Here is a 26,198-nt window from a genome sequence, read left to right on the forward strand (position 1 = left end):
CCCGACCGCAGGACCATGCAGCAGAACCGGCTCGATCGCCGGATCCTCAAGGACGTGCAACACGCCGTCGGGCGAGGGCAGTGCGGCCCAGTGCCAGACCCGTACGGCGTCACAGCTTGGGCCCTAGGAAGCCCTGCAAGCGCGCCACTCCGGCCGACGGTGTCAGGTGCGCCTGATTTGAACAACCTGACGACCTGTGACGTGGCTGCGGCCATCTCCGTGATCGGGGGCGAACTCGCGCTCATCGACCCCGCAGGCGGGTGCGAACCGGCGGAGTTCGGTGTCGCGCGCCGGGTGACACAATGCCTGGCAGTCACCGGCCCGAGCGCCTTGGCTGGCCTGACTGAGACCGCACGGTCCGCAGACCCGGCGCTTGTTCGATGTGTGCGTCGCGGTCGAGCTGGTGATTGAGGTTCGGCATGGGACCACGAGCCCGCACATGTTTGGTGGTATCGGGTCTCCGGCCCAGACCTTCACCGCCGACACCCGGCAGCCGGCCGAGGCAGTGCCCCATCGCAAAAAGCACTCTCCAGATGGTCAGGCGTAGCAGATCTTGAGGACCGAACCTTATGGGCGCGCGGTGACGGCGACGTGTCGCATCCGTCGTGCGGCACCGCGTTCAGCCCACATCACAACGATGTCATGACGTGCTTGATGCGGGTGTAGTCCTCGAAGCCGTACGCCGAAAGGTCCTTGCCGTAGCCGGACTTCTTGTACCCGCCGTGGGGCATCTCGGCGACGAGGACCATGTGGGTGTTGATCCATACGCAGCCGAAGTCCAGGCGCTTCGACATGCGCATCGCGCGAGCGTGGTCCTTTGTCCAGACCGAGGAGGCGAGAGCGTAGTCGACGCCGTTGGCCCACTCCACGGCCTGATCCTCGTCGGCGAAGGACTGGACGGTGATGACCGGGCCGAAGACCTCGTTCTGGATGATCTCGTCGTCCTGCCTGAGGCCGGAGACGACAGTGGGAGCGTAGAAGTAGCCCCTGTCACCGACACGGTGACCCCCTGCCTCGACAGTGGCGTGCGAGGGGAGCCGGTCGACGAATCCGCCCACCTGCGCGAGTTGGTTGGCATTGTTGAGCGGGCCGAAAAGCACGCCCTCCTCGTCGACGCCACCGGTCTTGACGCCGGTGGCGGCCTTGGCCAGCTCGGTGACGAACTCGTCGTGGACGTCCTGGTGCACGAGCACGCGGGCGGCGGCCGTGCAGTCCTGCCCCGCGTTGAAGAAGCCCGCGGTCGTGATGCCCTCGACGGCCTGCACGATGTCCGCGTCCTCGAAGACGACCACGGGTGCCTTGCCGCCGAGCTCCAGGTGGACCCGTTTGACGTCCTTGGCGGCGCTCTGGGCGACCTGGATGCCGGCACGGACCGAACCGGTTATCGCGGCCAGGGCTGGAACCGCGTGCTCGACCATCAGCTGCCCGGTGTTCCGATCGCCGCACACGACATTGAGCACACCGGCGGGAAGATCCAGCTTCTTCAGTACCTCACCCACGATCGACGCGAGCAGCACCGTGGACGCGGGAGTGGTGTCCGACGGCTTGAGGACCACGGTGTTCCCCGCGGCGATGGCCGGTGCGAACTTCCACACCGCCGTCATCATGGGGTAGTTCCAGGGCGCGACCTGGGCGCACACACCGATCGGCTCGCGCCGGATGACAGAGGTGAGGCCCTCCGCGTACTCCCCCGCCGCCTTGCCCTCCAACAGGCGTGCCACGCCCGCGAAGAAGCGCAACTGGTCGACCATGGGAACGATCTCTTCGGTCCTGGTCAGGGCGCGGGGCTTGCCGGTGTCCCGGCACTCCGTCTCGACCAGTTCCTCAGCACGTGCCTCGACGGCGTCCGCGATGTTCAGGAGCAGCCGCTGCCGGATACCGGGGGTTGAGTCGCGCCATACGGCAAAGGCCGCCGCCGCGGCCGCCATCGCCGCGTCCACGTCCGCCGGCCCCGAGAGCGGTGAGTTCGCGTAGACCTCACCGGTGGTGGGGTCGAGTACCGGCAGCGTACGGCCGTCCTTCGCGTCGACACATGCACCGTCGATGTAATTGCGCAGCACCTGGATTTCGCTCACGACGTTCTGTGCTCCTCGTGGCTCGGGAATCATGGCAGGGGCGATCGGCGATCTGACGGAAAGCTGCTGTCGGCAGATCTGTGTGCTCGGGCTGGCTGGACGATGGCGGTGACGCGGCGCCCCAGGGGGTGGGGGACGCCGTGCGACCGCGTTCCGGTCATGCCGGGGCGAGGGGTCGACCCGGACGATGTGGAAGGGGCAACGACGACGCTATCCATCACGCGACCAGCCAAGAAGTGGCGGATTCATCCATGCTCCCGCCACCTCAAAGTATGGTTTGCACACTGCCTCTGAGCGTTGACGCGCGGAGGACATGTCCCTACTGTTGCGCCACGCGGTCGCCGGGCTGGCGCAGACCGCGTGTACCGGCTCGTTCCCCTTCCGCAGGTCGCCTGATCGTGGCGGCGGATGTCAACGCGTTCCGGAATGTCATGTGCCATGAGCGACGGCTGTAAGCCGCGGGCCACACTCCGGTCTGTCCACTCTCGGCACACATCGCAGTTCGCGGAATTCCCTCTTTCCCCTCTGGGGCTGATCCCTGCCGTGCCCCTTCATTGCTGGAAAGGCATGCCCACCATGAACGAGCAGTCACACAGAAACACGAGCCGCCGGTCGATCCTCCGGGCGGCCGGAGCCTCCGCGCTTGCGGCACCCCTCGCGGGGAGTCTGCTCACCGCGTGCAGCACCAAGTCCACCCCTTCGGCCAAGCCGAACACCACCGTGACCGTCACTTCCTACGGCGGCTCGTACAACGACCAGCTGACGAAGACCCTGCTCAAGCCGTTCGAGAAGAAGACGGGTGTGCGCCCGTCGCTGCTGGCCAACACCAGCCTCGCCGGCCTCAAGGCCCAGGTGCAGTCCGGCGATGTCCAGTGGGACATCGTGGAGTTGACCGCACCGGAGTACCTCCAGGCGGTCGACGAGGGGCTGCTGGAGAAGCTCGACTACGGCGTCATCAGCGACAAGGGGCTGCCGTCCTACGCGAAGGCCGACTACGGCATCAAGTACCTGAGTTTCCTGTTCGTGATGGCCTGGGACCAGAAGCACATTCCCGACGCGCAGGCGCCCAAGAACTGGGAGCAGTTCCTCGACCCGGGGCGCTACAAGGGCAAGCGTTCCGTCTACGCGCAGTTGTCCGACAGCTCGATCCTGGAGGCTGCACGGCTCGCCGCGGGCGTCCCCTTCGACAAGATCTACCCACTCGACGTCGATGCCGCCCTGAAATACCTGGCGCAGCAACCCGGGCGCGACGAACTGATCTACCACACCGCCAACCAGGAGCCGATCCAACAGCTGACCTCGGGTGAGGTCGCACTCTCGACCAGCTTCAACAACCGGATCAGCGCCGCCCGCAAGGACGGGGCAAGGCTGAACTTCACCGCCAGGAACAGTGTCGTCGCGGGCGACTACTTCGTGGTCCCCAAGGGCGCCAGGAACAAGGAGGCGGCCTTCCGGCTTCTGGACTTCATGAGCAACGACGCCGCAGCCGGCGCCGACTTCATCCAGACCACGAACCTCACCCTGGCCAACACCCCGGCCCTCGCCAAGCTGCCTGCCTCGGTCGCCGACTCCCTGCCCACCAGCCCCAAGCTGGCAGACTCCATCCTGGTCCGCGACGACGCCTGGTGGGCCAAGAACCTCAAGGCGACCGAGCAGCGCTTCAAGCTGTGGCAGGCGGGCAGCTGATGACGTCCACCGTGACGCCTGCCGCGGCCTCCGCGTCCGCAGGCGCCGACACGCCGCGGCGGCGCAGGCGTCCGCGCGGCACCTGGTTGCTGCTTCTGGCGCCCGCACTCGCCTTCGACGCCGTACTCTTCCTGACGCCTCTCGGCAAACTCGTCGCGGCGAGCACCCACGACCACGCCTACCAGCGCGTGCTGAAGGACCCGCTGGTGTCCCGGTCGCTGCTCAACACCTTCGAGATCAGCGCGCTGTCCACGCTCGCCACGGTCGTACTCGGCTACCTGCTGGCCATGGTGATCTGGCGGCGTGGCCCGCTGGCGCGGGTCGTCCTCTTCGCTCTGGTGCTGCTGCCCTTCTGGACGGGCGTCCTGGTGAAGAACTTCGCGTGGGCGGTGCTCCTGCAGGACAACGGCCTGGTGAACACCGCGCTGCAGGGGCTCGGCCTCACCGACGCCCCGCTGGCCCTGCTCCACGACCGCTTCGCCGTCGTGGTCGGCATGGTGCACTATCTGCTGCCGTACGCCGTCTTCCCGATCTTCGCGGCGCTGGCCGCGATCGACGACCGGCTCGAACTCGCGGCCCGGTCACTGGGGGCGGGCGAGGCATCGGTCTTCCGGCGGATCATCCTGCCCCTGACAGTGCCAGGGGTCTCCGCCGCGGGTCTGCTGGTGTTCATCATCAGTACGGGGTTCTTCATCACGCCCGTCGTGCTCGGCGGCCCCGGTGACATGATGATCGCCAATCAGATCGACTTCTACGCACGCCAGTTGACCGACTTCGCCGGAGCGTCGGCGCTCGCGCTGCTGCTGACCGCCGTCGTCAGCGTACTCGTCGCCGTGTACCAGCGGATCCTTCGCGCAGGAGGCGAATATGAGGCTCACTAAACCTCGGCATGTGTCCTCGCTGATCGTCTCGGTGCCGGTCTTCGTGTTCCTTGTGGTGCCGACGCTGATCGTGCTGCCGGTGGCGTTCACCGGCAGCCGCTACATCACCTTCCCGCCCGGGCAGTTGTCCACGGACGCGGTCGCCGGCTTCTTCCGCGACCAGGCGTGGATGGCTGCCCTCTCCGCGAGTCTCCAGGCAGCCGGCGTCGCGGTGGCGATCGCCGTGGCGATCGGGGGACGGCAGCGGTGGCGCTGCACGGGCGTAGGTTTCCCGGGAAGGCGGCGGTGACGGGCCTGCTGCTCGCACCCATGATCGTGCCTGCGGTGGTGATGGCACTGGCGTTCTACCAGTTCTTCATCTCCCTGGGCATGGTGGGGACGGTCCTGCCGATCGGTCTCGCCCATGCCGTGATCGCGGTGCCGTACGCCTTCCTCACCGTGCGGGCCAGCCTCGCCGGGCTGAATCCGGCGCTCGTCCGCTCGGCGAGCAGCCTGGGCGCGGGAGCCTTCTCCGTCATGCGGTTCGTCTATCTGCCGGTCATCCGGCCGGGGCTGGTCGCGGGGGCCCTGTTCGCCTTCTCCGTGTCCATCGACGAGACGGTGATCGCGCTGTTCCTGCAGTCCCCGGACGCGACGACGCTGCCGGTGAAGATGTTCACCGACATTCAGTACAACCTGACCCCGAAGATCGCCGTGTCATCGGCGATGCTCGTCACCGTCGCCACACTCGGTCTGCTCGTCCAGGTCTGCCTCACCATCCGCCGCCGCTCCGTCGCACGGCTGCTCCCCTTGACCGCTCCCGAACAGACAGGGTGAACCATGACGACCACGACCACACAGCAGGCATCCGCCTCGGCGCCCAGTGAAGAGCGCCGTGGCGCCATCGAGTTGCGGAGCGTCCGTAAGACGTACGGCGACGTCGCCGCCGTCGACCATCTCGATCTGTCGGTCGAGCCCGGCGAGTTCGTGACGCTGCTCGGCCCGAGCGGCTCCGGCAAGACCACGACGATGATGATGGTCGCCGGTTTCGAGGAACTCACCTCCGGTACGGTGCTGATCGACGGCGAACCCGTGGACCGGCTTCCCCGAAAGACCGCAACCTCGGCGTCGTCTTCCAGAGTTACGCCCTGTTCCCGCACATGAGCGCCGCCGAGAACGTCGAGTTCCCGTTGCGCATGCGAGGGGTCCAGCGGGGCGAGCGGCGCAGGCGAGCGGAAGAGGCTCTCACCCGCGTCGGACTGGCCGGGCTCGGCGACCGTCGTCCGCGTCAGATGTCCGGCGGCCAGCAGCAGCGTGTCGCACTCGCCCGCGCCCTGGTGTTCAACCCGGCTGCCCTGCTGCTGGACGAACCGATGGCCGCTCTGGACAAGCGACTGCGTGAGCAGATGCAGGACGAGGTGAAGACACTGCAGCAGTCGCTCGGCATCTCCGTCCTGTTCGTCACCCATGACCAGGACGAGGCGATGTCCATGTCCGACCGGATCGTGGTCATGCGCGACGGCAGGATCGTGCAGGAAGGCGCCCCCGAGGACGTGTACGCGCATCCCAGTACCGACTGGGTGGCCAACTTCCTCGGCGACACCAACCTGCTGCCCTGCACGGTGCTGGAGCGGGGGGACGGCGAGGCCGTCGTCGACCTCGGCGCCTGGGGAGTCGGCCGGGTAAGGGACCGCGGGGTGAAGGGCGACGCGTACGCGGTCTCCGTCCGCCCCGAGCATCTGCGTTTCGTCGACGTCGACCGCACCGAGAACCGCGGCTCCGGCCGGTTGCTGTCGTCCACCAGCCTCGGCGCCACGATCCGTCACCGACTGCACGTAGGCGGCCGGGACGTGGTCATGCGCGAGCTCGGCACGGGCTCGCGCGCGACCGGCGACCTCGACACCGAGGTGACGGTCGGTTGGTCACCGGAGGAGGCACAGCTGCTCGTACTGGAGCAGTGAGGGGACGCTGGACCGCCGGCCAGGTGTACGGGTGGACCACCGTCGAGGCGGCCCCTGCGCTCCGTCTTCACTTGCGGCGCAGGACCTTCGACCCGTGCCAGCGGCAGATCGTGAGAGCGAAGTGGAGGTCGAAGGCGTTGGCCTCGAGGTCGAGGTGGTAGTGGTCGACGGCGCGCTGGACGCGGTAGTGGACGGTGTTGCGGTGGACCATCAGCTGGTCCGCGGTGGCGGCGTAGCTGCGGTTGGTGGCGAGGAAGACCCGGAGCGTCTCGCGGAGGAGTTCGCGGCGGCGGTCGTCCACGGCGAGGTCGCCGAGAGTGTCGAAGACGAAGTCGGCCAGTTCGCGGGGCTCGTCGGCCAGGAGAGCTATGGGGGCGACGCGGGTGAAGGCCACCACTTTGGGTGCGCCGGCCCCCGCGGAGAGGGCGAGGGCCTTGGCGCGGGCGGCGGCGCGGGTGCTGCGGCGGAAGCCGTCGAGGCCCGGACGGACGATGCCGAGGGCGACGCGTACCGGTAGCGCGGCGTCGCCCAGTTCGGCGGCGACGACGTCGGGGTCCACCGGGCAGCCAGGCCTGACGGCGAGCCAGATCCGGGCGTCCGCCTCGTCCGTGTGGACCAGCAGGGGCCGGCCGCGTGCATGCAGGACGGTGTACAGCAGCGAGGTCAGCCGGTCGAAGACGGCGGCGTGGTCGATGGTCGCCGTCGTGCCGTCGAGCCAGCCCTCGACGGCCAGATGGCTGCCGGACAACCGGTGGTCGAGGGCGGCCTCGGCCTGCCGCAGATCGACCCGGGGGTTGTCGAGGAGCTGGTTGACCCAGTACTGGCGCAGCACGCCTCGGCCGCCCACCCAGCGTTCGCGCTCCTCCTCGTAGACACGGCCGATCTGGTCGCAGACCCGGTCCAGAAAAGCCGAGGTGAGGCTGACCAGGGTGATGACCGTGCCGGCCGGGTCCGGCAGCCCCAGTCGGACTGCCTCGCCGAGGACCAGGTCCAGGCTCTGCGCATGGCCGATCCGGTAGGCGCGCAGCAAGGCCGAGAGCGGAACGTCGCGCTGGGCGAGCCTGCGTGCGTAGGAGACGGCCGAGGCCGGCGCGTCGACGGTCTGCGGGTCGATGCGGTTGATGATGACGTGCAGGGCGGTGACGATGTTCTCGGTGATGCTGGCTTCCAGAAGTCCGTGCAGCGATTCGTCGTGTTCCAGCTGGGCGATCTCCGCCTCGGTCGTGGCGACCAGCCCGGCGATGACCTCGTCCCGGTTGGCCTGTATCACCTGGGCCGCGAGAACGACCGGATCCGGTGCCCCGTCCGGCCGCTGCGCAGGACCGCTCACCGGTCCAGGTACCGCAGTGCGGAGCGGGCCGCGTTCGCACCGCACATGCCGTGCACCCCCGCACCGGGTGGGGTGGCCGCCGAGCACAGGTACACGCCGGGGATGCCGGTGCTGTAGGGGTCGAAGGACATCCGGGGACGCAGCGCGACCTGTCGTGCGGTGTTGGCACCGGCGACGATGTCGCCGCCGACGAAGTTCGCGTTGTAGCGGGCCAGTTCGGTGGACGAGCGCGCCGAGAGTCCCACGATCCGCTCCCGGACCCCCGGCGCGAACCGCTCGATCTGACGCAGCACCGCCTCGGTGGCGTCACCGGGGTGGCCGTGCGGGACGTGGGCGTACGCCCAGACGGGGTGAATGTCGCCGCGGGAACGGTCGGGGTCGGCGAGGTACTGCTGGCCGACCAGGACGAACGGGCGCTCGGGCATCCGCCCGGCGGCGGTCTGCGCTTCCGTACGAACGACCTCCTCCAGGGTGCCGCCCAGGTGCACGGTGCCGGCGCGGCGGCATGCCTCATGGGTCCACGGGATGCCGTCCCGGACGGCGAGGTCGACCTTGAACGCCGCCGGGCCGTGCCGCCAGCTGCGGTAGGCCCGCCGTACCCGGCCGGGCAACCGGTCGCCGCAGATGCGTGCCGCAGCTCCGGGCGCGGTGTCGAGCATGATGATCCGGGCGGGGGCCAGTTCGGCCAGGGAGTCCACCCGCACTCCCGTCTCGATGGTCCCGCCGAGCTGGGCGAGCAGTGCGGCCAGTGCCTCGGTGATGGTCCGCGACCCTCCCCGGGCGACGGGCCAGCCGAAGCGGTGGGCGGCGCCGACGAGCATCAGCCCGACCGCGGAACTGGCCGGCCCGGTCAGCGGATACATCAGATGCGCCGCCGCCCCCGCGAACAGCGCCCTGGCTTCCTCGGTGCGCCAGCGCCGGGCCACCGCCGTGGCGGGCTGGAGCGCCCTGAGCCCGAACCGGGCCAGCGCCACCGGGTGGGCGGGCAGATGCGGCACCGGGCGCAGTACGTCCTCGGTGAGCGCGTCGAAGTCGTCGGCCAGCGGGGCGAACAGCCGCTGCCAGGCAGGGCCGTCCGCGCCGAGCCCTCGCACGGTCCGCTCCACGGACCGGACCAGCACCCCGGCCCGCCCACCGTCCAGCGGGTGAGCCAGATCGACCTCGGGCCACGCCCAGTCCAGGCCGTAGCGCTCCAGGCCGAGGGTCCGCAGGAACGGCGAGCCCACGCCCAGCGGGTGGACCGCGGAGCAATGGTCGTGCAGCAGTCCGGGAAGGGTCAGCTCGCTGCTCCTCGTACCGCCGCCGATCTCGTCGGCGGCTTCCAGGACGGTCACCTTCAGGCCCCGCTTGGCCAGGGCGACGGCGGCGGCCAGCCCGTTCGGGCCGGCCCCCACCACGATCGCGTCACTCATGTACGGCCGCCACCTCGGTCGCCGGTCGCGGGCACGCGACGGGCTCGACGGGAAGCGCAGGCGTCTCGTCGTCGAGCCATGGCTGCCGGACCACCATCTCCCGCACGTTCACATGGCCCTCCTCGATCAGACCGCTCGACGCGTCCACGATCCGGTAGTACTGGCGCTGGCGGTGCGTCGGCTGTGACTCGAGCAGGACGACACGCAGGTCGCCCGGCGCGAAGCCGCACCGCTGCTGTACGGCGGCCACCAGCTGCTCGTTGTGCAGATGGCCGTCGCCGAAGTTCCAGCCGAGGACCGCTCCCGCCACCGTTTCGCCCTCGCGCACATCGTAGGACTCCACGTCGTCCACGGCCCGCGGCAACAGTCCGGCCAGCGCGCGGCCGTGGCTGTGCATCGCCCGCCAGGCCAGCCCCTGGTGCAGCACCAGCTCGGCGGTCTCGGCGCCGTACAGGCGGGTGAGCTGGTCGACCGGCAGACCGGAGGCCTTGACGATGTACTCGTTGAGCCGGTGCTCGGTGCCCTTGCGGAAACACCACAGGCTGGTGGGCCAGTTGCCGGCGTAGTAGCGCATCGATGGGAGGAACGACACCAGGTCGGGGCGGACATGCCCGAGCAGCGGGACCACCACCAGGCCCAGCACCAGCACCGCGGCCAGCAGCGGGGAGTGCACGGCGAAAGCGCTGACCCCCGCGTCGTGGCCGAAGAGGACGAGCGCCGAGTAGATGAAGAAGACGTTCCACTCCAGCGGCACCCCCATCGGGAAGGCCGACATGATGTGCAGATGGAAGACGACCATCACGGCCAGGGCGATCGTGGTGACGGTCCCGCCGTGGGAGAGCACCAGGACCAGCGGCACCCCGTACTCGATGACCGTACCGCCGTGCGCGGCCGCGGCGGCGAGAGCGGACGGCCTGAGATCGTCGGGGTAGTGCCGGTACAGCCGGCGCTTGAACCAGGCCGGGTGCAGCGGGCTGTTGCTGATCATCACGGCCACCACGAACGGGAAGTGGCGGTTGAGCTTGGAGGATGTGGCGCCCCACCACAGGGCGAGCATGACCAGTTTCAGCGCGGCGGTCATGTCGCTCACCGGGAAGAGGAAGACCAGCAGCGTCAGTCCGTAGTGTTCCGCACGGGCGGCAAGGAAGACGGCCCCCGACGCGCCGACCATGGTCCGTGTCCTCCTGCAACCAGGTCCACTTCTTCGCTGGCGTCGGCACGGGCGCCGACGCGGCCAAGGGCTGGCTGGACCAGACTCCCGGCGCCCGGGTCCTGCCCGTCACCGACGCCTACGACGTCGGCATCTTCGGGTATAGCAGAGCGCGCCCACTCAAGAAGTTCAAGCATCTCGGTTTCGTTCACCAAGAACATTCAGCGGAAACCTTGTCGCATACCACGCAAAAGCCTCGGAATGGGTTGACCCCAATCTTCGGGTCAACTCTCCAGGCTGGAGTCAGACCACCGGAGAGCACAATGGAAACGAAGCGCTACTCTTCTCGCAACGGAGGGAAAGGCCGACGCAGCCGAGAAAAAACGTCCGGCATGGCTTGATTACGCATGGCAGCAGGAAACTCCCGTTCAATCCACTTCAGGCGATCGTCAACGAAATCACGTACAGCAGATTTCAATTCTCCGTAGCCTACTGTGGCGACCGCCAGATCATAGCTACAGGAAATTAGAAGGTCACCTTGACGACGCTCAAACGCAACGAAGTCATCCGATTCGGAAAATTCAAACTGCCTCGAATCCTTGGTCGCCAAGTCGTCTAGGGAGACAGTGAGACGAAGACACCAATCGAGTAGCGTTACCCACCCGAATTTCGTACTGAAGTCCACAGCACCCACTTTGAAGACAGCGTCGCCCATGAAGGCCCCCTGGACCAGATCGGGACTGCTGACCAGGTCCAGGTCTGGCTCTGCTTCAATCTTCCTGCCAGATCCAGGATAACCCTTGATAACGAATCCAAGCTCGATCACTCATACCCCAATTAACCCTATATTGGCCACATGCTGCCGAGCTCACCTTTTGGAGTCATCCAGACTCGAACGGAATTCTCCCCATTAGCGCCCGCACCGGGCCAGGGCAAAATGTGTTCATGATTCCCACCTTCATTCACGCGACCAGTGGCATTTCCTTCGCCGATCCTGTTCACGAGACCGTCAAATAGGTCCTTTTCTGTGAGGTCAGGATTGAACTTCGTTCCGGTGACAGCGGTATCACCATGGTTGACCATCACATGATTCTTGATTCGCTGACGGATTTGATTAAAATTCAAATCCATGGGGCCGCAATTGTGTACCAGCACCGGCGTCTCGCCCGCGAGTACATAGTACGTGTGGAGCTGCTGAACGGTGAGGTTGTAACGGTTGGCAGCGCCGGGTGTGGTGTGGACGCTGGCGACGGTGGCGGGTTGGTGGTGGACGCTGGCGAGGCGGTCGCCGGGTTTGAGGTTGCCGGCGGGTGTCCAGGTGTGGGTGGTGGCGTCGTAGAAGGGGTGATTGGATGTGGTGTGGATGATCTCTGTTCGGCCGTGACCGGTATTGATGGCGACGTCGAGGAGGTCGTTGTCGTGATTGATCCAGACGTGCTGGACCATGCGGCTGCCCTTGTCCTCGCCGGTCGTGGGGTCGGCGGCTTCGACCTTGTCACCCGGCTTGATCTTGCCGATGGGCTTGGTCTTGCCCTTGGCCATGAGGACGGGGGTGTCGGGCGAGAAGCTGCACTTCGAGCCGCCGCCAGAGCCCTCGCCCCTCAAACTGCCGTCAGAGCCTTCGCCCCTAAAACCGCCGCCAGGACCCTCGCCGGCACCTCCTGTGAGTGCGAATATTGCCGCTGCGGACGCCCCAATGGAGGAACCAGTCTTACCCAGGCAGCCCTTTCCGTGGCCAAGTGCCATGCAGCTGAGGAATTTCAGGTGGGTAATGATGTGCTGGTTGGCCTCAGCTTCTGAAGCGTCCTGCGCGTTAGTCAGGCAGTCCCAGCCATAGCCATGGCACCAGGTGTCAGCCTCTTGGTTGAAGACCTCGGCGAACTGGTTGGCGTATTTCCAGTTGCGGGGGATGAAGACCTGCGGGTAGATCTCCATGTATTTCTTGTGGAAGGCAGCGCTGGCAGCGTGGCGTCTGTTTGCGTCCACCTCTCCCTGGTTGTTCGGGTCGCTGTTGGAGCTGTTGACAACGTCACAGCCGTTGCAGCCCCAGGAAGCGTCGTTGAGCGCCTTGCCGCCACTGTTCAGGGTTGGGGTGTTGTTGCCGTACTGGGCTCCGCCACCGCACTCGTCAGGGCTTGCGCAGGCCATCAGGCCGCTTGGGTCGCTGTTGGTGAGGGGGTTGTCGTCGGCGTAGGTGTAGCCGCCGAGTGACTGCGGGCTGGTCGGCTGGAGGAGCGGGTCGGCGCTGATGAAGCGGCCCAGGGTGGGGTCGTATTTGCGGGCGCCGATGTCGGTGTAGCCGGTGGTGGTGTCCTGGGGTTTGCCGAGGTAGGAGTGCGTGGGGTCGGGCCAGGTGGTGGTGTTGGAGCTGGCTCGTGGCTGGCCGTAGGGGGTGTTCTGCTGGCGGGCGACCTGCTGGGTGGTGATGTCCATCGAGAGGGTCGCGGTGCCGTGCGGGTCGTTGAAGAGGTACTTCACTCCACCGTTCGCGAGGCTGGAGCGGACGGCCACAGGGGTCCCGGCGCCGCCGTGGCTGTAGGTGCGGACGGCGCCGAGGATGACGTTGGGGGTGACGCTGGTGTTGACGACGATCTCGGTGTGGGAGTGTCTGGATCTTTGTGTGCGGTCTGGTGTGGATGATTCCTGTCAGTGGTTGGTGACGCGGTCGCCGTAGTAGCTGGCGAGGATGTTGATGGCCTGCTTCCAGGCGGGTGTCTTGCCGGTGACGTTGGCCCGGTTCTTGATCGGGTTGCGGATGACCAGGTAGAGCACCTTCAATGCCGCGTCGTCGTCGGGGAAGTGGCCGCGTCGCCGCGTTGCTTGCCGGAAGCGGGAGTTGAGGGACTCGATCATGTTGGTGGTGTAGACGACGCGGCGGATCGGGGCCGGGAAGCGCATGAAGACGATCACGTGTTCCCAGTTGCGGCGCCAGGTGTCGATCACTGCCGGGTAGCGCTGGCCCCACTCCTCTTCGAAGCGGACGAAGCGCTGCTCGGCCTCGTCGGCGGTCTTGGCCGTGTAGACCTCGCGAAGCTGGCGGGCGATGGCGGCCCAGTGCTGCTTGGCCGAGTAGCGCAGGCTGGTGCGCACGAGGTGGACCACGCAGAGCTGGACGTCGGTCTGGGGCCACACGTCGTTGATCGACTCCGGCAGCCCCTTGAGGCCGTCGCAGCAGGCGATCAGGACGTCCCCAACGCCGCGGTTGCGTAGTTCGGTCAGCCAGGTCATCCACTGCTTGGCGCCCTCGCTGCCGGTGCCGACCCACATCCCGAGCACGTCGCGGTCCCCATCGAGGTTGATGCCGACCGCGATGTAGACCGGCTTGTTCGCGACCGCGCCGTCGCGGATCTTGATGTAGATGCAGTCGATCAGCAGCACCGCGTAGACGCGGTCCAGCGGCTGGGTGCGCCAGGCGGCCAGGTCCTGGGCGACCTGGGCAGTGGCGCGGGAGACCAGGTCGCGGGAGACCTCCACGTCGTAGACCTCCGCGAGGTGGGCCTGGATCTCCCCGGTAGTCAGGCCCTTCGCGTACAGGGAGACGACGGTCTCGGTGAAGCCCTCGACGCGGCGGGCGTGCTTGGGCACGATCTGTGGCGTGAACGATCTCGCGCGGTTGCGGGGGATGTCGATGGTCACCGGCCCCACCTGGGAGAGCACGGTCTTGCGGCTGGTGCCGTTGCGGTGGTTGCCCGACCCCGCGCCGGCCGGGTCTCCTTTCTCGTAGCCCAGGTGCTCGGCCATCTCGGCCTCCAGCGCACCCTCCAGGACCAGCTTCACCAGCCCGGTGAGCAGACCGCTCTCGCCCACCAACTGGAGCCCGTCCCGTCGGGCCCGTTCCACCAACTCCTCGGCCAAATGCCGGTTCTTCTCAGCGATCCGCGCCAACTCTGCCCCCGTCCGCACCTGGTGCTCGCTTTCAACGGGGCCCGGTTCGTCCTTGCTGCCCATCTGTGATCCTTCCCGGCAGAGAACCCATCTCATGCCAACTAGGGTCATACCAGGCCAGACACACAAACTTCAGGACAGTCCCCAAGCCGAACCTGATCGTCCCGCTCGCCACCGGCAATGACACCCCCGAGGACGACTGGGAGCTGGCCACCGACGGCACCGACAGCAACGGGGACAACTCGTTGGCCACGGTCGGCGGCGTGACCTTCAGTTCTGATGGCCCGGACGCGGTCAACGCCGGCGCCGGCGCGGCGTCCTTCGACGGCAGCACCGGATTCCTGGAGAGCGACCACACCGCCGTCAACACCTCCGGTGACTACACCATCTCCGCCTGGGTGAAGATCAACTCGGATGTCGGCGCCACCGCCATCTGCCAGGGCACCAGCCAGCACCAGGCCCTCTACATCGGCTACGACAGCGGCAACAAGGGCTGGATGTTCCAGACCACAACCACCAACGACGCCAATGCCGGCTTCCCCACCGCGGAAGGAGACAGCAACACCGCCGCCGTCGGCACCTGGGCTCATCTCTTGGTCACCTACACGGCCCCCGTCGACGGAGACTCCAGCACGGGCGTGATGTCGCTGTACCAGAACGGCAGCCTGATGGGGACGGCCACCAACGTCACCCCGCAGTACGACTCGTCCATGCCCCTGACCATCGGCGGCTGCGTCAACAGCGTCGACGCGACCACGCCGTATGCCGCCTTCCCCGGCTCCGTGGCAGACGTCCATACCTACCCGTACGCAATGCCGACCGACCAGGCCAGCGCAGACAGCGTGATCGTTCCCATGGGCTGGGGCAACGGGATGCCCGAGGACGAATGGAAGCTCGCCACCAGCGGGACCGACACCGCCGCCCTCAACCCGTTCACCGCTTCCGGCAGCGCCACCTACGGCACCGACGCGCCGAGCGGGATGGCCGGCAGCGTCGCCTTCGACGGGAACACCGGCTTCCTCAAGAGCAAGCAGAGCGCGGTGAACACACTCGGCGACTACACCGTCTCAGCCTGGGTGAAGATCAACTCGGCACTCGGCACCACGGCCGGCTGCCAGGGCACTACGCAACACCAGGCGTTCTACCTCTCGTACGACAAGCCCAGTAAGAGGCCATCTCATTTGGCTCGGTCGGTAGTCTGCGCTTGTGGACATTGTGGAGCGTCTGGTGCCGGATGAGTTGTGGGAGTTGTTCGAGCGGGTGGTGCCGCCCGCTCCGACGCGGCCTCAGGGCGGTGGCCGGCGGCGGTACGGGGATCGTGAGGTGCTGGCCGCGATTGTGTTCGTGGCCACGTCGGGGTGCACCTGGAAGCAACTGCCGCCGTCGTTCGGCCCGTCGGGGCCGACCGCGCACCGCCGGTTCGGCGAGTGGAGCAGGGCGCGGGTCTGGGCCAAGCTGCACCGCCTGGTGCTGGACGAACTCGGCGCCCGCGGGAACCTGGACTGGTCGAGGTGCGCGATCGACTCGGTGAACATGCGGGCCCTGAAAGGGGGGATCTGACAGGTCCGAATCCTGTCGACCGGGGCAAGAAAGGCTCGAAGATCCACCTGATCACGGAGCGGACCGGTTTACCCCTCTCCGTCGGTATCTCGGCCGCCAACCTGCACGACAGTCAGGCGCTGGAGCCACTCGTGCGCGGGATCCCGCCGATCCGCTCCCGCCGCGGCCCACGCCGACGTAAGCCCGCCAAGCTGCACGCCGACAAGGGCTACGACTACGACCACCTGCGTCGATGGCTGCGCAAGCGCGGCATCACCCACCGCATCGCACGCAAGGGCATCGAATCCTCCACACGGCTGGGCCGCCACCGCTGGACGATCGAGCGCACCATGGCCTGGCTCGCCGGCTGCCGTCGGCTCCACCGCCGCTACGAGCGCAAGGCCGAACACTTCCTGGCCTTCACCGCCATCGCCTGCACCCTCATTTGCTACCGCCGACTCACCAAATGAGACGACGTCTAAGGCCTGGATGTTCCAGACGACCACCACCAACGACGAGAACTCCGACTTCCCCACCGCGGAAGGAGATCCCAACACCGGCCCCATCGGCACCTGGACCCACCTCGTCGCCGCCTACCGGGCACCCATCGCCGGAAAGTCCGGAACCGGCTCGATGGCCCTCTACCAAAACGGCACCCTGATGGGAACCGCCACCAACCTCAGCCCCCAGTACGACTCCTCCATGCCCCTGACCATCGGCGGCTGCGTCAACAGCGCCGCAGCCACCAGCCCCTACCTGGCCTTCCCCGGCTCCGTGGCCGACCTCCACGTCTACCCACGGACGCTCTCGGCAACCGAGGTCGGCGCACTGCACTGACCCCACCGCCGCCACCCGGGCCCCGCCGTTCCCGCCAGGAGCGGCGGGGCCCCTTCGTGTCCTCGGCCGAGACTAAATGGCAGCGCCGTTCTGACGGCACCTCGGTACCCAACGATGAAGCGATCCGTCGGATCCGCGGACGTAACTCACCGGACACTGCTTCATAAAGCTGACACGTCATCAGCACCAGCGTCAAATGAGCGTCAGAAGAACCCCCCGACAGCCTCGCAAAGCCGATACACGGCACCCGGGTTCATCGCGTAAACCGAGTGAAACACCTGGTCAGCCTGCCTTCTCAAAGTATCCGACGCAGACCACGTCATGCTCACCGGGAAACAGGTCGAACGAGTCGCAGCCTGCGACAAAACGCAGGTCAGACGCCCTTTCCAACAGGCTCCAGAACCGCCACGCACTCCACATGCGAGGTCATCGGGAACACGTGGAGACAACGCCGAGCGGAGCAGGGTAGGCGTCAATGGCCAGCTACCGAAACCGGTGATCCCTCGGATTGTTGGCAGTCCACCGCGTCTCCCCGCTTCCCCTCTGCCCCGGAAGCAACCAAACCCGAAAGGCCGTGCTAACGGGAATGCCGAGCCAGAACAGCGAATTGCAGCACGAACCGTTCAGCCCCGAGCGCATCCGTGCCACCTGGAGTGGTATCGCGAGCGTCGAGGACGCCGCCCAGGCGTTCGGCATGTCGAGGTCGAAGGGCTACGACCCTGTGCGTCGTGGGGAGTTCTTTTGCCGCGTGCTGCTGATCGGCCGCGCAGCCCGCGTCGTCACCGCCTCGCTCCTCCGCGTACTCGAAAGCGGTGAGCCCGAGTACAACGGAGCCGCCAGCACGAGCACCAATCCATCCTGGCCAGCCGCACGACGAAGGTGTCACGCGCGAATCACAGACCCCGTGGACACCCTCCCGGCACAGGATCCCGAAACTGGACATACATGTCCGCATAGGACTGGATGGACGACCCTGGACGGCTTCTACGACATGTGCCATGTGGTACCGCGGCCCACTCGCTAGCACCACGTACCACTCATCAAGATCCGGACCAGGTGCGGACCGACTCAGCCTGGCACTCGACGTTTCCACTCTTTGTCGCAGGTCAGGAGTGAGGTCAGGCGTGTACCACCAGCAGACGAAGAACCTTCTCGTGTCGTACTCGGCGCAGAAGCTCGGCTTCTTCTAGACGCAGAAAGAGGGCGCCTGACCAGGGAAGATGCGCGTCAGGTGCCCTTCTCGGCACACCAAGGGCAGTCCCGCGTCGCTGATCGCGCGGCCTCCAGAAGTGAGTCACCGGCAGCCAACCGGGCGGCCCGCCCCAGAAAGGGCCACGAACCCGTCCGCCGTACGGAAAGCGCACGCCGCGCTGGGCGCCGGGCGGCGCGTCGCCGCCCGTGCCGGAAGGTCAGTCCGTCGACCTGTTCGGCGAACGTCGCCTGCGGGCATGGGCGTTCACGGTAGCCGAGCCTGCGCGGTTCCGGGTTGGCGTGCGTCGAGGTCTGCGGGTCAGGCCCGCACGGTGCCGTGCGGGCCTGACCCCGGTGTGTCAGTTCTGCAGGCTCCAGTGCTGGTTCGCACCGCCCGTGCAACTCCATAGCTGGACTTTCGTCCCGTTGGCGGTCCCCTGGCCGCTGGCGTCCAGGCAGAGCCCCGATTGTGCTGCTTTGATCGTGCCGTCCGGATTGACGTTCCATTGCTGATCTGCCTGCCCGCTGCAGTCCCAGATCGCCGCCGGGGTGCCGTTGCCCGCTGTCTGGCCGACGCCCAGGCACTTGTTGCCGTAGACAACGAGCTGCTTTCCGGCGGTGTAGGTCCACCGTTGGTTGGAGCCGCCGTTGCAGTCCCACAGTTGTGCCTGCGTACCGTTGGTCGTGGTGAAGTTGTTGATGTCCAGGCAGCGCCCCGACTGCTGGCCGACGATCTCCTGGTTGCCGGACGGCGGTGGCGAATTCGAGCCGAACTGTGTGAAGAACTGCCACACCGCTGCCGACGTCCAGGTGCGCCAGCCGTCACCGGTGGAGCCGTCGATGGGACCGGGATCGTGGCCCGCTCCGTCGAACGCGGCCCAGACGACGGGGTATCCGGACCTGCATCCGGAGTAGGTGGTGATGATGTGCGTCAGGCTTCCATTGGCCGGCTCGGGCGGGTTCTGCGGGGTGCAGCCATTCGCCTGGACGAACGTGTCGCGCAGTTCCCGTCCCGATGAGATGGACAGCACGTTGTCCCTCAGGCCGTGCAGACCCATGTAGGCGATGGGCTGAGTCCCGCCGTTGCACCCGCTGAGGTTCGCGCCGGAGTAGACCGCGACCGCACGGAAGACGGTCGCTCGTGAGCAGGCCAGGGCGTACGACATCGCGCCGCCGTAGCTGAAGCCGGCGGAGAACAACTGGGTGGTGTCGACGCACAGACCCGCTTCGAGCTGGCTGACCATGGCGTCGACGAAGGCCACGTCCTGGCCGCCGGGGTTGGCCCAGCCGTTGCCGTTGCCCTGGGGGGCGACGAAGATCGTGCTGTTGTTCGCGTTGTCCGCCAGGCGCCGCAAGCCGTAGTAGGACCAGTTGTAACCGTCCGTTCCGCCCGAGTCGACGTCGTTGGCCGTGCCGCCCCGCCAGTGGAAACCGAAGATCAGCCGGTAGGGGTGGTTGTTGTCGTAGCCGGCGGGGACCCGCAGTATGTAACTCCGGGTCTGGCCGCCGCTCTGAATCGTGTGTGTGCCACTCGTCAGCGTGGGGGCCTTGCCGCAGCCGGCGGTCGGACTGAGGGCGCCGGTGGTCGTGGCCGACGTGGGCGGGCCGAGGCCGCTGCTGAACGAGGTTCCCGCAGCTGTGAGTACGAGAAGTACCGCGGCCACGATGGACATTAAGAGCGGTTTGCGTTTCATCCATTCCTTCTTCCGTAGTCGGGCGATGGGCAGGGAGCGCCGGCCGGTTGGGGAGGGGCGCTGTGTGCGGCGGTGACACCGCGACGAATGAGGCGGCGGTTCAGACGGCGGTGATGGTCCATTCGTTGTTGGTGCTGGAGTTCGGTGTCCACATCACCGTGGTGGAGCCGACGGTGGTGGTGCCGCTGCCGTCAAGGGCGGTGCCGGTGCCCCGATTGACGATCTGATAGCGGTCGCCGCCGAGACTGTTGAGCGACCACTGCTGGTTGTTGCCGCCGTTCCACGCCCCCTGGCGGGCGGGTGCGCCGTTGGCGGAGTTGCCCCAGCTGTCGGCAGCCATGCCGTTGGTGCGATTCATGATGCGGGAGTAGCCGTTGCCGAGGTCGATCAGCTGCCACTGCAGGTTGCTGCTCCCGTCGGAGTTCCACTGCTTGAGGTTGGAGCCGGAGGCGACGTTGCCCCCGCTGTCCAGCACCAGTCCGCTGGTCACGTTGGCGATCTTGACCCAGGTGCTGGACCCGCCCGGCGCGCCCAGGACGGGGATCTCAGCGGAGAAGGTGAGCTTGACTGTGTACGCCAGGGCGTTGAACGGCGGGTTGGACGAGGGCATGGTGAGGTGCAGGCCGGAAGCATCCTGGGTCGGTGCGGGCAGGTCGATGTAGGTGCCGGCGGTGTTGTTCAGCAGTTTCGCGCCCGTCAGGCTGCTGAGGTTGATCTGACTCGAGTTCAGCGTCGTGATGGTCATGGTGCCGCCCTGCCAGCCCAGCGCGGTGGCGTAGAGGACCTTGTTGTCCCGGCTGCGGGTGAACCGGATGTCCTGCGGTTTGCCGGCCACCGGTCCGCTGAACGAGCCTCCGCCCATCTTGGTGGGGCCCTCGCCGTAACTGGCCCAGGAGCGGGTGGCGTAGACCGCCTCTCCGAAGCGGCCGAGCCAGTCGCCCATGCCGAGCAGGATGGACTGCTGCCCGGAGGGGATGGTGCCGTCGGCCATCGGTGCGATGTTCAGCAGCATGTTGCCGCCCTTGCTGACCCGGTCGATCAGCGAGTGGAGCAGTGCCTGCGTCGAGTAGTAGCCGATGCCCACCGTGTAGCACCAGCTGGAGGAGGAGATGCTGTCGTCGGTCAACCAGTAGGGGGTGAGCAGCCCTGCCGGGCCGCCTCGCTCGAAGTCGAAGACCTCACCCTTGTTGTCGAGGCCGTCCTTGTAGGTCGCGGCCACGTCCTTGTTCCACGAGACCGCCTGGTTGTAGTAGTGCGCGAGGAACTGGAGCCGGTACGACTCCTGCACCAGGCCCAGGTCAAAGTCCTGCCAGACCAGGTCCGGCTGGTACCCGTCGATGATCTCGACCAGCTTGTCGTACCAGAGCTTGTTCTCCGCGGCCGAGCCCTGCTGGCCGTAGAGAATGCGGAGCGTCGCGTCCGACTGGGACGGCACGTGGTCGAAGAAGCCGTTGAAGTGGTAGGCGTGGTGCAGCGAGGCCATGAACTTCAGCCCCTGCCCGCGGATGGCCTGCGCGTGCAGCCCCACGAGGTCGATTCTGGGGCCGTGCTGGACCGAGTTCCACGGGTTGGAGCGACTGTTCCACATGGAGAAGCCGTCGTGGTGCTCGGCGACCGGTCCGGCGAACTTGGCGCCCGCGGCCTTGAACAGCTGCGCCCAGGCGTCCGGATCCCACTTGCCGCCCTGGGAGGCCAGTTTCGGGGCGAACTGCACGTAGTTTCCGGCCTTGTCGCGGGCACCGTCGATGAAGTTGTTGTACGGCCATACCGAGGGGTCGCCGTAGGTGGCGACGTGGTGCTGGTTCTCGGCCGAGCCGCCGATGTACATGTTTCGCGGATACCACTCGTTCCCGAACGCGGGGACGCTGAAGACGCCCCAGTGGTAGTAGATGCCGAACTTGGCGTCCTGGAACCAGGCCGGGGCCGGGGGGTGCTGGTCCACGGAGGACCAACTCGCGGTGTAGCTTCCGGGACCGTCGGTGGCGGCGGCTTCGGGGGCGAACCGCAGCAGGCCGAAGGCCGTGGCCGCGCCGGCCGCCGCCAGCAGTCGGCGTCGGCTGAGCGGGAGTGGCGAGGAAGTCATGTGGGGCCTCTCAGAAGGGTTGGCGGGGGGCTCAGGAAGAGCGTCAGCGGTCACGGGATCAACCGCGCGTCCACTTCTGGTTGCTGCTCCCGTTGCAGGTCCACAGCTGCAGCAAGGTGCCGTTGGCCGTTCCCGCGCCGGTGGCGTCCAGGCACAGGCCGGACTGGACACCGGTGATCGTGCCGTCGGGATGGATCGTCCACTTCTGGTTGTTGCCGCCGGTGCAGTCCCAGATGTCCACCTTGGTACCGGGGCTGGTGCCCTGGCCCGAGGCGTCCAGGCAGTCGCTGCCGTAGACCCGCAGCTCGTCGGCCGAGGTATCCGTCCACTGCTGGTTGCTGCCACCGTTGCAGTCCCACAGCTCCACCTGGGTACCGGCCGTCTGCGACTGGTTCGGCACGTCCACGCACCGGCCGGAACCGACCCCGACGATCGCGCCGGTCGTGCCGCCGTTGTTTCCGCCGCTGCCGGGGGTGATGGACAGGTTGTCGAACTGCGCCGTCTCGCCCTGGCTGGTCGCGTAGCCGACCTGCCCGCCTGCCCAGGTGCGGTCGTTCACGGAACCGACCGTGGCACCGTCGATGACGGCGGTGATGCCGGTGCCGGAGAAGGTGAGGGCCAGGGGGTGCCACCGGTTGGTGCCCAGCGCCGTGGTCGTGCCGCTGGCCAGGGTGGTGACGTTGCCGTTGGTGTTCGAGTTCAGGATCGACCAGGCCCCGGTGTCGCTCACCCGCAGGTGATAGGCGTTCAGCCCTCCGGTGCTGCTGTAGTCCTGTGCGTTGGCACGGCCGATCAACTCGGCGTATCCGGGCTGTTCGAGCATCATCTCGGACGAGACGGTGTAGTTGCTCCAGCTCACGTCACCGAGCAGGGCGTGCGGATCGGACAGCGCGTCCCAGGTGATCGGCTTCTGCGGGCTCATCTGCTGCACGCACTTGCCGCTGCGGCCGCCGCCGCAGACCGCCACCTCGAAAGCGCCCTGCCAGTCCATGAGGTACTTCGCCTCGGTGCCGGTGGCGTAGCCGTCGAAGGAGTCGCTGTACGGCAGACTCAGCGTGCCACGTCCGGGACCGGCGGCGGTGCCCTTGCCCTGTCCGGTCGTGGTGGTCAGGGTGTACATGTGTCCGGGCTGTACGGTCAGGCTGAAACCGCTGCCGGACGGGGTGACGTCCGTGGCGTGCACGAAGTAGTTGGCCGGGTTTCCGGAAGTGACGTCGGTGGACCAGACGTGGACGGTTTTGGCGGACAGCCCCCCGGTGATGTTGAAGTTCAGCGTCTGGGCGCTGCCCGCGTCCATCGTCTCGATGACCGTGGAGTAGTCGGAGTTGTTGGTTGACTTGAGCGAGACGTAGCTGCCGTTGTTGCGGTTGCCTCCGATGTAGCCGCTGGAGGCGTCGAGGTACCGCCACCCCGGGGCGGTGAACTGGCTGGTGTGTGCCATCACCCAGGTGTTCTTGCCGATCGAGTACGAGCCTGACCACGGCTGCGAGGCCAGGGCGAGCCCCATGGTGGGGTACGGGAGGTTGGGTGTGATCGCGGCGACCACCGGCCAGTTGAGGTACGCGGTCATCCGTCCGTCGATGTATCCGCGGTTGATGCCGCGGGCCATGGCCTGCGCTCCCTCGTTGTAGTCGTCCGAGCCGTTCTCGCTCGCCCACAGCGTCTTGCCCGACGATGTGGCGACCGACGGCACCGAGCAGTCGGACTGGGACGACCGGTAGCCGCAGGGATAGTGCGTGCCGATGACGCTCACCGAGGCGGCGAACGCCGGGTTGGAGTTGATGTCGCCCGCCACGGCCCAGTCCGAGTCAGCGGAGACGATCTTGACGTTGCCGTAGCCGTTGCTGTTGAGCGCGCCGCGCAGCTGCTGGTACCAGGAGACGCTGTAGCCTCGCTCGTTCCACCCGCCGAGGTAGTCGATGCTCAGCCCGTGCTGCTTGGCGCAGCCCAGCCACGAGAGCAGGTAGTTGGTCATGTCGGTGGACCAGAAGTTCCCGCCGCCGATCCAGCCGGGCGCACCCCAGGCGAGCCCGTACAGCTTGATGTCCGGGTTGCGCGCTTTGGCCTGCTCCATCAGCCACCATTCGTAGCCCCGGTCGCAGTTCAGGTCGGACCGGGTGTGCTGGTGACTGGGCTCGGCCCCCGAGGTGGAGTTGGTGTCACCGCCGATCTCCGCTTTGAGGATCTGCAGGGAGGCGCCGTAGCCGGGCCGGAACAGGTAGTCGAGGATCTGGCTGCGCTCGGGCTCGGGATAGTCGATCAGGAGTCTGCTGTTGCCACCCCCGCCGCTGATCGCGCCGACGCCGTCGAAGGTCCGGCCGCCGGACGCGCCGTTGATCGTGATGGAGGTGGCGGCCTGGGCCGGCGCGGCGGCCGTGCCCACGATGCCGCCGGCGGTCAGGATGAGGCCCGCGAGCACGGCCGTCGAGGCGCGCAGGCGCCGGAACAGCCGGCTGAATGCTGACACAGTGAGTTCCTTTCGCAGGTCGGAGGTGTCCCGTGGCCGCCGGGGCGGTCCGGCCAAGGGTCGCGATGGCTGTGCTGCTCGTGGCGGCCGTGGCTCCACGGTTGCCGAAGGTCGCTCGCGGGCCGGCGCCCGTGGAGCCGCAGTCAGCGGAGGATGAAGTCCTGGTTCGTGCCGGGCGTGTTCTTGCACTGCCACTGGTCCAGTTGCTGCCCCAGGTTGCTGCCGGCTCCGTAGCCGTCCAGGCACAGACCGCTGTTCTTGTTCTGGAAGTCGTAGGAGCCGTCGGGCTGCCGCATGGGCAGCCAGAGGCTGCCCGCCGCCGCGCCGGTGGCCTGCTGGACGATGTCCGGGGTGCCCGCCGCCGTGGAACTGCCGGCTACCGCCACGTCCAGGCCGGAGTTCTGCGCCCGCAGTTCGCCGTAGCCGCCCGAGGCGGGCACGAACCGGAACTGCTGGTTGCTCTGCCCGTTGCAGGTCCACTGGTCGATCGCGGCGCCCGCGCTGCCGGAGTTGCCGTACACGTCCAGGCACAAGTTGTTGTTGGCGACCACGAGTTGGTGGTAGCCGTCCGGGAAGCCTCCGCCGCCGGACGAGGCCGGTGTCAGATAGACGGCGAACGCGTCGTGCGAACCCTGGAACGTGAACGGCACGGTGATCGAGCCGCCCGAGGCGCTCACGTTCTGGTCGTACACGGTCTGCGGCGCACCGAGCGGCGCCTGGTCCGGGATGCGGTGGACGGTGACGTGCACGCTGCCGACGTTCGTCAGCCAGGGTACGGACGACAGCCCGTTGAAGGTCACGGACGCGGCGCCGGTGTACCCGTTCGAGTCGCCGATGACGGCCACTGCACGTTTGTTGGCGGAGTCCTCGGAGGCCGAGATCGCCGTCGAGCCGACCTGGCCGGAGGTGTCGACGAGGGTGCCGGTCATGTCGGCGTAGTCCCGAAGGGCCCACCAGTTGCCGGTCGGCTGCCAGCTGCCCCCGCTCTGGGTGAGGACTCCCGTCAGGTTCGGGGTGACGCAGCACACCCAGTTGCCGCGCATCGCGTTGGCGTACCCGGACAGCGCGAACCGCGCCAGGTACCAGGCCGTCACCCCGGCGGTCTGCCGGTCGGCCGGCTGGTACTCGTTCGAGGACAGTGGCAACGGACCGATACCCGCCGAGCTCAGTGCGTTGTCGAGGCTCTGCGCGACCGTGACCGGGTCGTCGACATCGCCCTCGTTGTGGTTGGTGATCATGTCCGGCACCGTCCCGGCCGCCTTCACGTGCGTGAGCCAGGTCTGCCATTCACCCGGGTTGCGCTGCGGGGTGAACGCGAGTGACGGCCCCACGATCTGCGCACCGGGGGCGATGCGCCGGATCTCCCGGTAGGCGGTGTCCCACATCTGGAAGTACTGGGCGCTGTTCACACCGCGGGTCCAGAAGGCGGAGATATCCGGCTCGTTCCAGATGTCGTAGGAGTAAGTGAGCCCCGAAGCCTGGAGCGCTCCCACCGTGGAGTCGATGAAGTCGATCCAGTTGGAGCAGTCGCCGTTGTTGCACGGGTACATCGTGTTCGATGGCTGGCCGCCGTTCGCGCCGTAGATGTCGCTCACCAGCACCTGGTACTGCGCGTGATAGGGCGGCCGGGTGAGCCGTTTCGCCTGCGCGATGATCGAGTCGACGTCGGCCCGGGTGGCCGAGCCGTACTGGTAGCCGTCCCTGATCCAGCCGCCGGAGAACCATCCGCCGCCGCGGAACGCGTTGATCCCCAGCGGCTGAAGGAACTGGGCTACGGGCTGGCTGCCGTCTTCGCTGATGCCGTAGAGGAACCCCTCCCCCACGCCGGTCGACGGCCCCCGGGGCGACGCCAGGTTCACGCTCAGCGACGTGGCCGAGGCGGCCTGGCTCGTGGACGTCGACAGCAGCGACAGCACGAGTGCCAGGACGATGCCGGCCACCAGTGCCGGACGGCTGGGTCTCGCTCTCGTCCTCATCCGTTCCTCCTGCGATTGGGTGCCGCTGCGCTGCGGCGCGGCGACATGCGGG

19 protein-coding genes and 1 pseudogene are annotated in these 26,198 nt (G+C 67.3%); 9 read left to right on the forward strand and 11 right to left on the reverse strand.

Going from position 1 to position 26,198, the window contains the following annotated elements; translation table 11 throughout:
* Positions 1-629 precede the first annotated feature (629 nt).
* A complete protein-coding gene (locus AAFF41_RS03660) occupies positions 630-2,075 on the reverse strand; it encodes a gamma-aminobutyraldehyde dehydrogenase (RefSeq protein WP_425526100.1) in 1,446 nt (481 codons plus the stop codon).
* Positions 2,076-2,651: 576 nt separating this feature from the next.
* On the opposite strand from AAFF41_RS03660, the gene AAFF41_RS03665 reads away from it, so the two are divergent.
* The 6 genes and pseudogenes from AAFF41_RS03665 to AAFF41_RS03690 all read left to right on the forward strand — a co-directional run bounded on the left by AAFF41_RS03665 (position 2,652) and on the right by AAFF41_RS03690 (position 6,582).
* Complete coding sequence (locus AAFF41_RS03665) at positions 2,652-3,761, forward strand: extracellular solute-binding protein (RefSeq protein ID WP_319753283.1); 1,110 nt, start codon at positions 2,652-2,654, stop codon at positions 3,759-3,761.
* Positions 3,761-4,642 (forward strand): ABC transporter permease, encoded by an 882-nt coding sequence (locus AAFF41_RS03670; protein WP_319753282.1) that lies wholly within the window; start codon positions 3,761-3,763, stop codon positions 4,640-4,642. Before AAFF41_RS03665 ends, AAFF41_RS03670 begins: the two co-directional genes overlap by 1 nt.
* A complete protein-coding gene (locus tag AAFF41_RS03675; RefSeq protein ID WP_343323442.1) occupies positions 4,629-4,931 on the forward strand; it encodes a hypothetical protein in 303 nt (100 codons plus the stop codon). The genes AAFF41_RS03670 and AAFF41_RS03675 overlap by 14 nt, the downstream gene beginning before the upstream one ends.
* On the forward strand, positions 4,928-5,458 hold the full coding sequence (locus AAFF41_RS03680; RefSeq protein WP_343323443.1) for an ABC transporter permease: 531 nt from the start codon (positions 4,928-4,930) through the stop codon (positions 5,456-5,458). The genes AAFF41_RS03675 and AAFF41_RS03680 overlap by 4 nt, the downstream gene beginning before the upstream one ends.
* A 3-nt stretch (positions 5,459-5,461) precedes the next feature.
* Positions 5,462-5,940 (forward strand): annotated as a pseudogene (locus AAFF41_RS03685) (ABC transporter ATP-binding protein); the annotation flags it as partial.
* 192 nt (positions 5,941-6,132) lie between these two features.
* Complete coding sequence (locus AAFF41_RS03690; protein WP_343326244.1) at positions 6,133-6,582, forward strand: TOBE domain-containing protein; 450 nt, start codon at positions 6,133-6,135, stop codon at positions 6,580-6,582.
* A 67-nt stretch (positions 6,583-6,649) separates the two neighbouring features.
* On the opposite strand, the gene AAFF41_RS03695 is transcribed toward AAFF41_RS03690, so the two are convergent.
* The 6 genes from AAFF41_RS03695 to AAFF41_RS03720 all read right to left on the reverse strand — a co-directional run bounded on the left by AAFF41_RS03695 (position 6,650) and on the right by AAFF41_RS03720 (position 14,422).
* Positions 6,650-7,912: a PucR family transcriptional regulator gene (locus AAFF41_RS03695; protein ID WP_319753278.1), complete on the reverse strand. Its 1,263-nt coding sequence runs from the start codon at positions 7,910-7,912 to the stop codon at positions 6,650-6,652.
* A complete protein-coding gene (locus tag AAFF41_RS03700; RefSeq protein WP_343323444.1) occupies positions 7,909-9,324 on the reverse strand; it encodes a phytoene desaturase family protein in 1,416 nt (471 codons plus the stop codon). The genes AAFF41_RS03695 and AAFF41_RS03700 overlap by 4 nt, the downstream gene beginning before the upstream one ends.
* Positions 9,317-10,495: a DUF3556 domain-containing protein gene (locus AAFF41_RS03705; protein ID WP_343323445.1), complete on the reverse strand. Its 1,179-nt coding sequence runs from the start codon at positions 10,493-10,495 to the stop codon at positions 9,317-9,319. The genes AAFF41_RS03700 and AAFF41_RS03705 overlap by 8 nt, the downstream gene beginning before the upstream one ends.
* Before the next feature lie 316 nt (positions 10,496-10,811).
* The gene (locus tag AAFF41_RS03710; protein ID WP_343323446.1) at positions 10,812-11,300 is read right to left on the reverse strand and encodes a hypothetical protein; all 489 of its coding nucleotides are present in this window, start codon (positions 11,298-11,300) and stop codon (positions 10,812-10,814) included.
* A gap of 17 nt (positions 11,301-11,317) precedes the next feature.
* The gene (locus tag AAFF41_RS03715) at positions 11,318-12,952 is read right to left on the reverse strand and encodes a polymorphic toxin-type HINT domain-containing protein (RefSeq protein ID WP_343323447.1); all 1,635 of its coding nucleotides are present in this window, start codon (positions 12,950-12,952) and stop codon (positions 11,318-11,320) included.
* A gap of 168 nt (positions 12,953-13,120) precedes the next feature.
* Complete coding sequence (locus AAFF41_RS03720) at positions 13,121-14,422, reverse strand: IS256 family transposase (RefSeq protein ID WP_343323448.1); 1,302 nt, start codon at positions 14,420-14,422, stop codon at positions 13,121-13,123.
* A gap of 200 nt (positions 14,423-14,622) precedes the next feature.
* Between AAFF41_RS03720 and AAFF41_RS03725 the strand changes: the two genes are divergently transcribed.
* The 3 genes from AAFF41_RS03725 to AAFF41_RS03735 all read left to right on the forward strand — a co-directional run bounded on the left by AAFF41_RS03725 (position 14,623) and on the right by AAFF41_RS03735 (position 16,735).
* The gene (locus AAFF41_RS03725; protein WP_343323449.1) at positions 14,623-15,597 is read left to right on the forward strand and encodes a LamG domain-containing protein; all 975 of its coding nucleotides are present in this window, start codon (positions 14,623-14,625) and stop codon (positions 15,595-15,597) included.
* Positions 15,575-16,368, forward strand: a protein-coding gene (locus tag AAFF41_RS03730; RefSeq protein ID WP_415925852.1) for an IS5 family transposase whose coding sequence is annotated in 2 segments (ribosomal slippage) — positions 15,575-15,907 and positions 15,910-16,368 — 792 coding nt in all. Because the reading frame shifts where the segments join, the coding sequence is not laid out codon by codon here. The genes AAFF41_RS03725 and AAFF41_RS03730 overlap by 23 nt, the downstream gene beginning before the upstream one ends.
* Before the next feature lie 19 nt (positions 16,369-16,387).
* Complete coding sequence (locus AAFF41_RS03735; protein ID WP_343323450.1) at positions 16,388-16,735, forward strand: LamG-like jellyroll fold domain-containing protein; 348 nt, start codon at positions 16,388-16,390, stop codon at positions 16,733-16,735.
* A gap of 1,550 nt (positions 16,736-18,285) precedes the next feature.
* Here AAFF41_RS03735 and AAFF41_RS03740 read toward each other — a convergent pair.
* From AAFF41_RS03740 to AAFF41_RS03755, 4 genes are all read right to left on the reverse strand, one after another.
* Positions 18,286-19,599 carry a ricin-type beta-trefoil lectin domain protein gene (locus AAFF41_RS03740; protein ID WP_343323451.1) on the reverse strand — a complete coding sequence of 438 codons (1,314 nt, stop codon included), beginning with the start codon at positions 19,597-19,599 and terminating at the stop codon, positions 18,286-18,288.
* 121 nt (positions 19,600-19,720) lie between these two features.
* A complete protein-coding gene (locus tag AAFF41_RS03745; RefSeq protein ID WP_343323452.1) occupies positions 19,721-21,703 on the reverse strand; it encodes an alpha-L-fucosidase in 1,983 nt (660 codons plus the stop codon).
* Positions 21,704-21,761: 58 nt separating this feature from the next.
* Positions 21,762-24,170 (reverse strand): ricin-type beta-trefoil lectin domain protein, encoded by a 2,409-nt coding sequence (locus tag AAFF41_RS03750; RefSeq protein WP_343323453.1) that lies wholly within the window; start codon positions 24,168-24,170, stop codon positions 21,762-21,764.
* A 143-nt stretch (positions 24,171-24,313) separates the two neighbouring features.
* Complete coding sequence (locus AAFF41_RS03755; protein ID WP_319753269.1) at positions 24,314-26,146, reverse strand: RICIN domain-containing protein; 1,833 nt, start codon at positions 26,144-26,146, stop codon at positions 24,314-24,316.
* Between the last annotated feature and the right edge of the window lie 52 nt (positions 26,147-26,198).

It is taken from the genome of Streptomyces mirabilis (assembly GCF_039503195.1).
GTDB classification, from domain to species: domain Bacteria; phylum Actinomycetota; class Actinomycetes; order Streptomycetales; family Streptomycetaceae; genus Streptomyces; species Streptomyces mirabilis_D.